At 46.0% G+C, this 8,251-nt stretch carries 6 protein-coding genes; 1 reads left to right on the top strand and 5 read right to left on the bottom strand.

Annotated features, from left to right (window positions below; genetic code table 11):
* Positions 1-87: 87 nt before the first annotated feature.
* Together FN782_RS15305 and lplA are read right to left on the bottom strand one after the other, a co-directional pair.
* Positions 88-1,206 (bottom strand): CdaR family transcriptional regulator, encoded by a 1,119-nt coding sequence (locus tag FN782_RS15305; RefSeq protein WP_142506666.1) that lies wholly within the window; start codon positions 1,204-1,206, stop codon positions 88-90.
* A 542-nt stretch (positions 1,207-1,748) separates the two neighbouring features.
* Complete coding sequence (gene lplA, locus FN782_RS15310) at positions 1,749-2,741, bottom strand: lipoate--protein ligase (protein WP_142506667.1); 993 nt, start codon at positions 2,739-2,741, stop codon at positions 1,749-1,751.
* A 310-nt stretch (positions 2,742-3,051) separates the two neighbouring features.
* Between lplA and typA the strand changes: the two genes are divergently transcribed.
* Positions 3,052-4,878: a translational GTPase TypA gene (typA, locus tag FN782_RS15315; RefSeq protein ID WP_142506668.1), complete on the top strand. Its 1,827-nt coding sequence runs from the start codon at positions 3,052-3,054 to the stop codon at positions 4,876-4,878.
* A gap of 76 nt (positions 4,879-4,954) precedes the next feature.
* On the opposite strand, the gene FN782_RS15320 is transcribed toward typA, so the two are convergent.
* From FN782_RS15320 to FN782_RS15330, 3 genes are all read right to left on the bottom strand, one after another.
* Positions 4,955-6,508, bottom strand: a complete 1,554-nt coding sequence (locus FN782_RS15320; RefSeq protein WP_185956362.1) for a plasmid pRiA4b ORF-3 family protein — start codon at positions 6,506-6,508, stop codon at positions 4,955-4,957.
* Between the two features lie 74 nt (positions 6,509-6,582).
* Entirely contained in the window at positions 6,583-7,410 is an 828-nt protein-coding gene (locus FN782_RS15325) for a CAP domain-containing protein (RefSeq protein ID WP_425462721.1), read from the bottom strand.
* 517 nt (positions 7,411-7,927) lie between these two features.
* On the bottom strand, positions 7,928-8,251 hold a 324-nt coding region (locus FN782_RS15330), incomplete at its 5' end, for an RNA-guided endonuclease TnpB family protein (RefSeq protein WP_142505093.1).

The following is an 8,251-nucleotide window of genomic DNA, read 5'->3' on the forward strand; positions in this document are numbered from 1 at the left end:
TTATGTTTAGCATAAAAAAGAACAGAACCGTTGTATATATGTCTGACAACAAAATGTCAGCGTTTTCAAGGGTGTTTTTTTGTGTATTCACACAATATGATCCAATTTTAAAGCTAAATACAAGATGACAAACCCTTCGGATGTTTTGAGATCCAGCTTTGTAAGATCTTCAATTTTTCTCAGTCGGTAATGTAACGTATTCACATGAATATGAAGTGCTCTTGATGCATCTTTCATCGAACCCTGATGCTGGAAGTAGGCTCTGAGTGTGGCTTTCAGTTCACTGTTTAACAGTGTGAGTGTCCGGTTCAGGAAATCCCGTCGGACCTCAAGTGGAACATCTTCCACTAAAATATCCAGCACCAAATCTTCATAATAGATGACTCCATGTTGTTTCAAGGCAATTTGCAACGCTTTCTTTGCCTCCAGATAGGATGGTTTCAGATATTTGTTGCGGGGCGATTTGGCAATTCCCGCGGACAGGGGTTGTTTAAAACGTTTCCATATATACCGTTGCCAGTCGTTTAATTCCTGATCCAACCTCGGTCGGTCGACGACGTCCCCCACACAGGACTTCAGATAAACATACCGGCCATGCCCCCACCTGAGTAACAAATCATGAGAATCCTTTTTGAGATTGTCATAAAATCCACTCATCATCTCATGGTCCAGATAACCCATGTCACTCGATTCCTCTAAATGAACCTGGAACAGAATCAGCAGATAAGGGGTGGTAAACGATAGCCCCAGGATCTCCCCTCTTTCCATAAACCCAGGATCCAAATGTGAAGAGTTTAACCATTCATATACAAACGCTTCAATCCCTCTTGTCTTCCATTCCAGTTGAGCGGCTTGATAGGCTTCATGGATCAACAGTTCCGTCATCCGTCTCAATATATCCACAAATGGTCTGACTTTCTCCGGTGTACCGGTGATGCCGATGGCTCCCAAAATCTGGTCATGAAAGCGAATGGGTACATTGATTCCGGGCTTGACGCCATCCAATCGCTCCACATCCCGTTCTGAGATATAGACCTCCCGGTTGGACCGAATCGCAATATCCGCCCCCTCGTGATAATTGCCTGTCCTCTTTGGGTCACTGGATGCAATGATGTGTGCGGTCTGATCCACGACAATAAACTGCTCGTTAATCGCCGATTGCGCTTCAAAGATGATTTTTTTCGCCAACTCCGGTGATAGTTTCATGAGAATTGCCGACAGGAGACTCACCAATTCATTGGCGTGGAGGAATGTCGGTGTTGCTCGGTATCCCCCTTGTGGGGATGCTTAGAGCAACCATCATTTCTCCTGTCGTCCTCCTTTCTGAGTAGGATTCCTGTCATATTTGTAGAATAAATGAAACATAACCGAAAACCGAATGGGACTTATCGGGTAAAGAGAAAACCGCTGGGCGCACATTGTGCCATAAGGCACTCTTACCGCATCACCAAGCGATAAAAACACCCTGGGGGAGTAGGAATCAACTTACACATCCGGGAATGTGAGTACCGTGTGTGCAGGGACTGCATCAGCATACGGGTAGCTGTCAGCCTGCCCTGATGTAACATCAGTTCAAGGTCAGAGATTCCGAGAATCGCTCGCATGACTGGATCGTTACAAGCTCACCATTTCAATGGTGAGTCGTTGACTCTGCCGACATCCTTCTTCTCCATCGTATTTAGCAAGGGGTCAAATGCAGTCGTATCTGACCCCTTCTTCCCATTCCTATACATATGAACAGACTGGCCCTAATAGATTAGATCAATCAATTGATCTTTGCTCACCTTTCCAAAATACGCCTGGAGATCAATTCCATCCAATGCTTGTTCAATCGCTTCCCGGTCATAACGGCAATCCGTCAAATGCGCTTCAATCTCCTTTACATCCTTGACGCCAAAGAAATCCCCAAAAATGGTGCAGCCACGGATGATTCCTTTTTCCACCTGCAAACGCACATCAATACTTCCTACCCCTTCAAAACGTCGGGCATGTTCCACATTGAACTTGGGAGAGCGGCCAAAGTTCCAGTCCCAGTTGCTGTAACGCTCTTTAGAGATTTGACGAATGACCTTCCAGTCCGATTCCGAAAGATGATATTGCGGGATATCTGTTGCTTCTTCAAAGATACACTGCAATAAATACATCCGGAATTCTTCAATAGACATCTTGGTTGTCATGAAATCACGGATGTTGGCCACCCGGCTTCGAATGGACTTGGTACTCTTGGACTGAAACTTTTCCTCTTTTACCTTCAACACATCCGCCACCCGCTCCAGGTCCACATCAAACATCAGTGTTCCATGACTAAACATACGCCCTTTGGTTGTGAACTGAGCATTTCCGGAAATCTTTTTCTCTCCTACCTGAATATCATTTCGTCCCGTTAACTCCGCATTTACTCCCAGACGGTGCAGTGCCTTGATTACCGGATCGGTAAACTTGCGGAAATTGAGAAAACTGTCTCCATCATCCTTGGTGATAAAACTGAAGTTGAGATTTCCTTTGTCATGATAAACCGCTCCGCCCCCGGAAAGACGTCGCACCACATGGATCCCCTGTTCCCGACATGTATCCACATGAATCTCTTCCACTGTATTCTGATTCCGACCAATAATAATGGAAGGTTCGTTTATATAAAATAAAAGATAGGTTTCCTCCATGGGCAAATGTTTTAAGGCATATTCTTCAATCGCCAGATTGATCCGTGGATCATAGTGTTTTTGATTATCAATAAATAGCAAAAGATGTCGCCTCCTCGTCTCATATCTTTTCCTATTGTAGACAAGCTCTGAGAACCAAGCAATGTAGAATTCCTGCAAAAGACTCCCGCTTTGCAACAGATTCCATAATACTGTACCGTTTGGAGGCGGTATCCCCTCAAGCCAATCGGTTTGGTTCATATTTTAACCATCTGGTAGAGTGCCTCTCTCATTCGCTCCCTTTCCTCTCCTATGCTATAATGGGCAATTGAGAGCTTTTTACACGAGCGGTCCCCGGCCGTTTGGGCCGATGATTTTTTGCAAAGGAGGTAGCGCATGATGCGCGCCTTGAATGAACGCTAACCAAATTCGCAACATTGCTATTATCGCCCATGTAGACCACGGAAAAACCACACTTGTGGATGCGATGCTGAAGCAAAGCCGGATTTTTCGGGAAAACCAACAGGTGGAAGAACGGGTGATGGACTCCAACGATCTGGAGCGGGAACGCGGAATCACCATTCTGTCCAAAAACACAGCGGTTCACTATCAAGGAGTGAAAATCAATATTGTTGATACGCCGGGTCATGCCGATTTCGGCGGTGAGGTGGAGCGGGTGATGAACATGGTGGACGGAGTCCTCCTTTTGGTGGACTCTGTGGAAGGACCGATGCCTCAAACCAAGTTCGTCCTTCGCCACGCCTTGGAGCGGGGACACAAGGTGATTGTTGTCGTCAACAAGATTGATCGTCCAAATGCCCGTCCGAACTATGTCATTGATACCACCTTCGACTTGTTTGTAGATCTGGGCGCTACAGAAGAGCAGGCAGAGTTTCCTGTTATCTATACCAATGCCTTGACTGGTCAATCCGGTTTGTCACCGGATGAAATGACAGACAGCCTCATGCCACTGTTTGAACAAATCCTGGAATATTTGCCTTACCCCCAAGTGGAGCCGAATGCCCCATTGCAATTGCAGGCAACGCTGATGGGATATGATGAATACAAAGGAAAGATTGTGATTGGCAAGCTAAACAGTGGTACCATCCAAAAAAACCAGCAAGTCCTTCGCATTGACCGCGATGGAAACCACCAGTCCCTGAAAGTCACTCAGGTTTTTACCCACGAGGGGTTAAAACGGGTGAAGGTGGATCAGGCCCAGGCGGGAGAGATTATCGCCCTGACAGGTCTGGGGAATGTAGGAATCGGGGATACCATCACCGACCCGGAGCATCCAAAACCCCTGCCACCGATCAAGGTGGAGGAGCCCACCCTGCATGTCACATTCGGGGTCAATACCAGCCCCTTTGCCGGACGGGAAGGGGAATTTGTCACCTCCCGAAAACTTAGAGAGCGACTGTATATGGAAGCGGAAAAAGATGTCGCTCTTCGGGTGGAAGATACAGACTCCCCCGACACATTCCTTGTCGCGGGACGCGGAGAACTGCACCTTGGAATTTTAATTGAAAATATGCGCCGGGAAGGGTATGAATTTGAAGTCAGCAAGCCGGAAGTGATTCTGAAAAAGATCAATGAGAAATGGCATGAGCCGGTGGAGATTGTTGAAGTGGAAGTGAGTGAGGAATTCCAGGGAAGTGTCGTGGAACTTCTCGGTCAACGGAAAGGACAAATGGTAGATATGGAACTAAAAGACGGTTCCGTGCACTATACCTACCGGGTTCCTACACGTGGATTGATCGGTTTTCGCCAGCAATTTCTGACGGCCACCCGTGGGGAAGGGTTGATCCATACGCTCTTTGGTGGCTATGAACCTCACTTTGGCCATATTCATACACGGGACCATGGCTCTCTTGTCGCCTGGGAGCCGGGTGAAGCAACCTCCTATGGTCTTCATGCCGCCCAAGAGCGGGGAACTCTCTTTATCAAGCCGAACACAGAGGTTTACGAAGGCATGGTAATCGGGCAGCATATTCGGGAAAATGATCTGGATGTCAATGTCTGCAAAAAGAAACAACTCACCAACTTCCGAGCGGCCGGTTCAGACGATTCATTACGTCTGGAACCACCGAAAAACCTCTCGTTGGACGACGCTTTGGAATATCTCGCTGAAGATGAACTTTTAGAAGTTACACCCAAAGATTATCGAATCCGCAAACGGATTCTGCCCAAGAACCAGCGCAGGAGATATCAAAAACAGGGTGGACGAGTGAAATCCTGATAAAGACCGACCCAGCACGCCCTAAATGGGGACGCTGGGTCGGCTTTTTTATCGGGCTCATTGGATTGAGTTTGTTTTACCGAATCCGGACACCCTTCATCATTTTCACCAACTCTTGCTGAGCTCGTCGAATACCGGATAAATCATTGGAAACATGTATTTCGATGCCAAGCTTCCGTGCAATGGGAAACAGAATATCGGAGACATTCCTCTTTTTTATCAGGATTGCTTGAGGAATTCCATCCAATTTCTGAATCAATGCCATCAACTGATTTTGTATTCGCTCTGCCAGATGTTCCCGTTTCATCAGTTCAAAGCCGATGACTCGGCCCAACTGATCATCCAACCACAAGCTGACGCATGGAAAGTACGGTCGCTGATTCTCTTCTTCCTGTACGGCATCCGGAAGATAGAAATAATCAAATTCAAGAACCTGCTCACGCATTTCCAACCGCTTGGACAGTTTATGTAGTTCCAATTCATTCACATGGAGCTCATATTGTTTGACCTCTTCCACTTCCAATACACCATCTCTCCAGACCAACCCCTCCTTTTCCATGGAGGAAACCCGGAGAAAAAAATGTCCGGTTTCATCCGGCATCAAATGCAATCCCTCTCTGACTCGCCGACAAACCTCAATCGCCTGTTGAAGGACATGAGTCAGAAAAACAACTTCATCCCGGTTGAGGAACCACGGAAACGCTCCCGGCAGAAAACTGCGAAATACAGGGCACTGATGATGCTGTTCCTGGAAATAAAAACCGATCTCCTTCATCAGATAATAGTCTTCAGATTCCAGATTCTGTTGATCCTCAAAGGAAACCAATAGACATCTTTGTTCCAGATCGGGGCGGTCCTCCTGTTCTGATTTCAAGGAATACAGACTTTTTAATCCTTCATTGCCCACGTATACAGCCAGTCCAAAGACATCCCCCATACCTCCGCGTACAGAACAGTATCCTACCTGTCCGCTCAGCGCATCATAAACAGCAAACACCTGATCATCCATCATCCACTCCCAGGGAGCCAATGATCCAAAATGGACGGCCACCTGAAATAATTCCATCCATTGCTCCTGGGAAGTTTTTTCAACCTCTCCATGTTCAAAAAAACCTTGCAAACGGTCCTGTAACTGTACATTCATCTGTTTCAACCGTTCTTGATCCGTCAGGGTGCGATCATCCGTCCCATCTTCCGCAAGGCTCTCCGCTGGAGGAACACCTTCAACCTGGATACAGATCGGATAAGCTACTCCCGGTTGAGCCGGGAGGATTTCTTCCAACAGGATTTCATGGAAGAACCCATCTTTCAAACAATTAATATAAAAACATTTACTGTTTTCTTCCGACAGCCAATCTTCCAAGATCTCCTCTGTTTGATCAACACATGGCCAGTCCATACTGCTTGTAACTTCGGGATCTCCGATCAATACCCAATGATGTTCTTCCTGACCGCTCCATTCTAATTGGTTTTTTCGACATTGAAATATATGTAAATGAGTTCCTTCCCACTCCATAATCACTTGAATCACCTGATGAAGCTGTGCAAAGGTAATTTGTGAATACGTTTGTACTCTTCTCCAAACAGGTGGATGAACGTTTTTTAGAGAGACTTTCAGTTGATAAATCACGATTTCACCCCTTTGCACTTATGCTAACACAAAATAAATAGGCACCGGCAAGATACCGGTGCTTTCCGTTTCATTTATTTTGTAATAAACTGTTGCGTCCAATAGCAACCATAAGATCCGCCTTTTACATATCCTACACCTATGTGCGTAAAGTCCGGATTCAAAATGTTGGCACGGTGGCCCGAACTGTTCATCCAGCTCTTCATCACCGCTTCCGGTGTTGCTTGTCCAGCAGCAATGTTTTCACCAGCTCCTCTGTATTTGATGCCAAACCTCTTCATCATATCAAAGGGACTCCCATAAGTCGGTGAGTTGTGGGAAAAATAGTTATGATCCCTCATATCTGCTGACTTTTTACGAGCCACACTGGACAGTTCAACATGAGATTTCAACGGACGAAGCCCTTGTTTGGCCCGTTCCTTGTTGACCAACTCCACCACTTTCTTCTCAAAAGCGGAAAGGCTTTTTGTTTCACCTGTACCGGCGGTGGAAACAGATCCGGAGGAATTTCTTGGATCGGGTTTCCTTGATGATTCATTCGATTCTTTTTCTTCGGTAGAAGATGGTTTTTTCGTGTCAGATTCTTTCTTGGAATCAGTATGTGGCTTCTCCTGCTCCTTGGGTTCATCCTGAGCCTGACTTTCTTTGTCTGAATTGTCTTTCGGCTGCGTTTCTTCACCTTTTTTGCTGGTTTTTTCATCCGCTTTTTCGGAATCCGAATCTTCCAGCTCCTCTTTCAGATCTTCTTCGGTAACGGGATCACTGGATACCTGTTGGACTTCCTTTTGATTGGATGACTTGGATTGGGAAGCATCCTTTTTCTCCCCACCACAACCGACTAACAGAGAAAAAAGAAATGTCATCAATCCAGCAAAAAGCGTTAAACGAAATACTTTTGCCATTGTACCTTGAGCCAAAATCCTAACCTCCTTATATACATGGATCTATACCCAAAACGTCAGTATAATCGCTTAAGTTTCTGCTTTATTTTTAATTTAATACTTTAAGATTATATAAACAATCCAAAAGAAATACCCTCCAAAATTTAAGAGAGTATTAGAGAGTGCTGACAAAGTATATGAAGGTCAGCAGTCTCAACCTGGACATTTGTCCGGGTTGAGTAAGATTAAAGAGATTTGAACCTCAAGCAAACATCTCATTATCCAGTACATTTGCCGTCCCTATCAGAGTAAATGGGTCTAGTATCTGAGAGTATTTCCGTTACTGTACCCCCTTGGTCGGGGAAATTGGAGCTTACGAGATAAGAAAAAACCTACTCGAAGTAGAGAGTCATGCCTATGGAACGTCTTATACACCATGGCCATTGTTATTGTCATCGCTTTTTTCCTTGACACTCCTCATGCCTGAAGGCAGGGGATTCTTGGGAGCTCCCGTCTACTGACAGGATCATATCCAAGCTTAAACGGTCTGCCCGACCGCAAGTACTCGAAGTCCTTCTTGCAAGATGTTTTTGGATGCATTGATGTCTCGGTCATGGTGAGAGCCGCACGTAGGGCATGTCCATGCCCGAAGGTTGAGGTTCTTTACATCCTTGTTTCGGTAGCCACAGGAAGAGCAAAGCTGACTGGAAGGGAACTGTTTCCCCACTTTCACCACGTTTCTTCCATGCCAGGCTGCCTTGTAGGTAAGCATCGCGACAAACTCCGACCACGAGGCATCCGTGATCGATTTGGCTAGCTTGCGGTTTTTCACCATATGCTTTACTTGGAGGTCTTCGATACA

Source organism: Melghirimyces algeriensis, from assembly GCF_900182565.1.
GTDB classification, from domain to species: Bacteria; Bacillota; Bacilli; order Thermoactinomycetales; family DSM-45169; genus Melghirimyces; species Melghirimyces algeriensis.

Bases quoted from the DNA above. Each gene is read 5' to 3' on its own strand.
- FN782_RS15305 (WP_142506666.1), bottom strand. From the start codon at position 1,206: ATGAAACTATCACCGGAGTTGGCGAAAAAAATCATCTTTGAAGCGCAA.
- typA (WP_142506668.1), top strand. From the start codon at position 3,052: ATGAACGCTAACCAAATTCGCAACATTGCTATTATCGCCCATGTAGAC.
- FN782_RS15325 (WP_425462721.1), bottom strand. From the start codon at position 7,410: ATGGCAAAAGTATTTCGTTTAACGCTTTTTGCTGGATTGATGACATTT.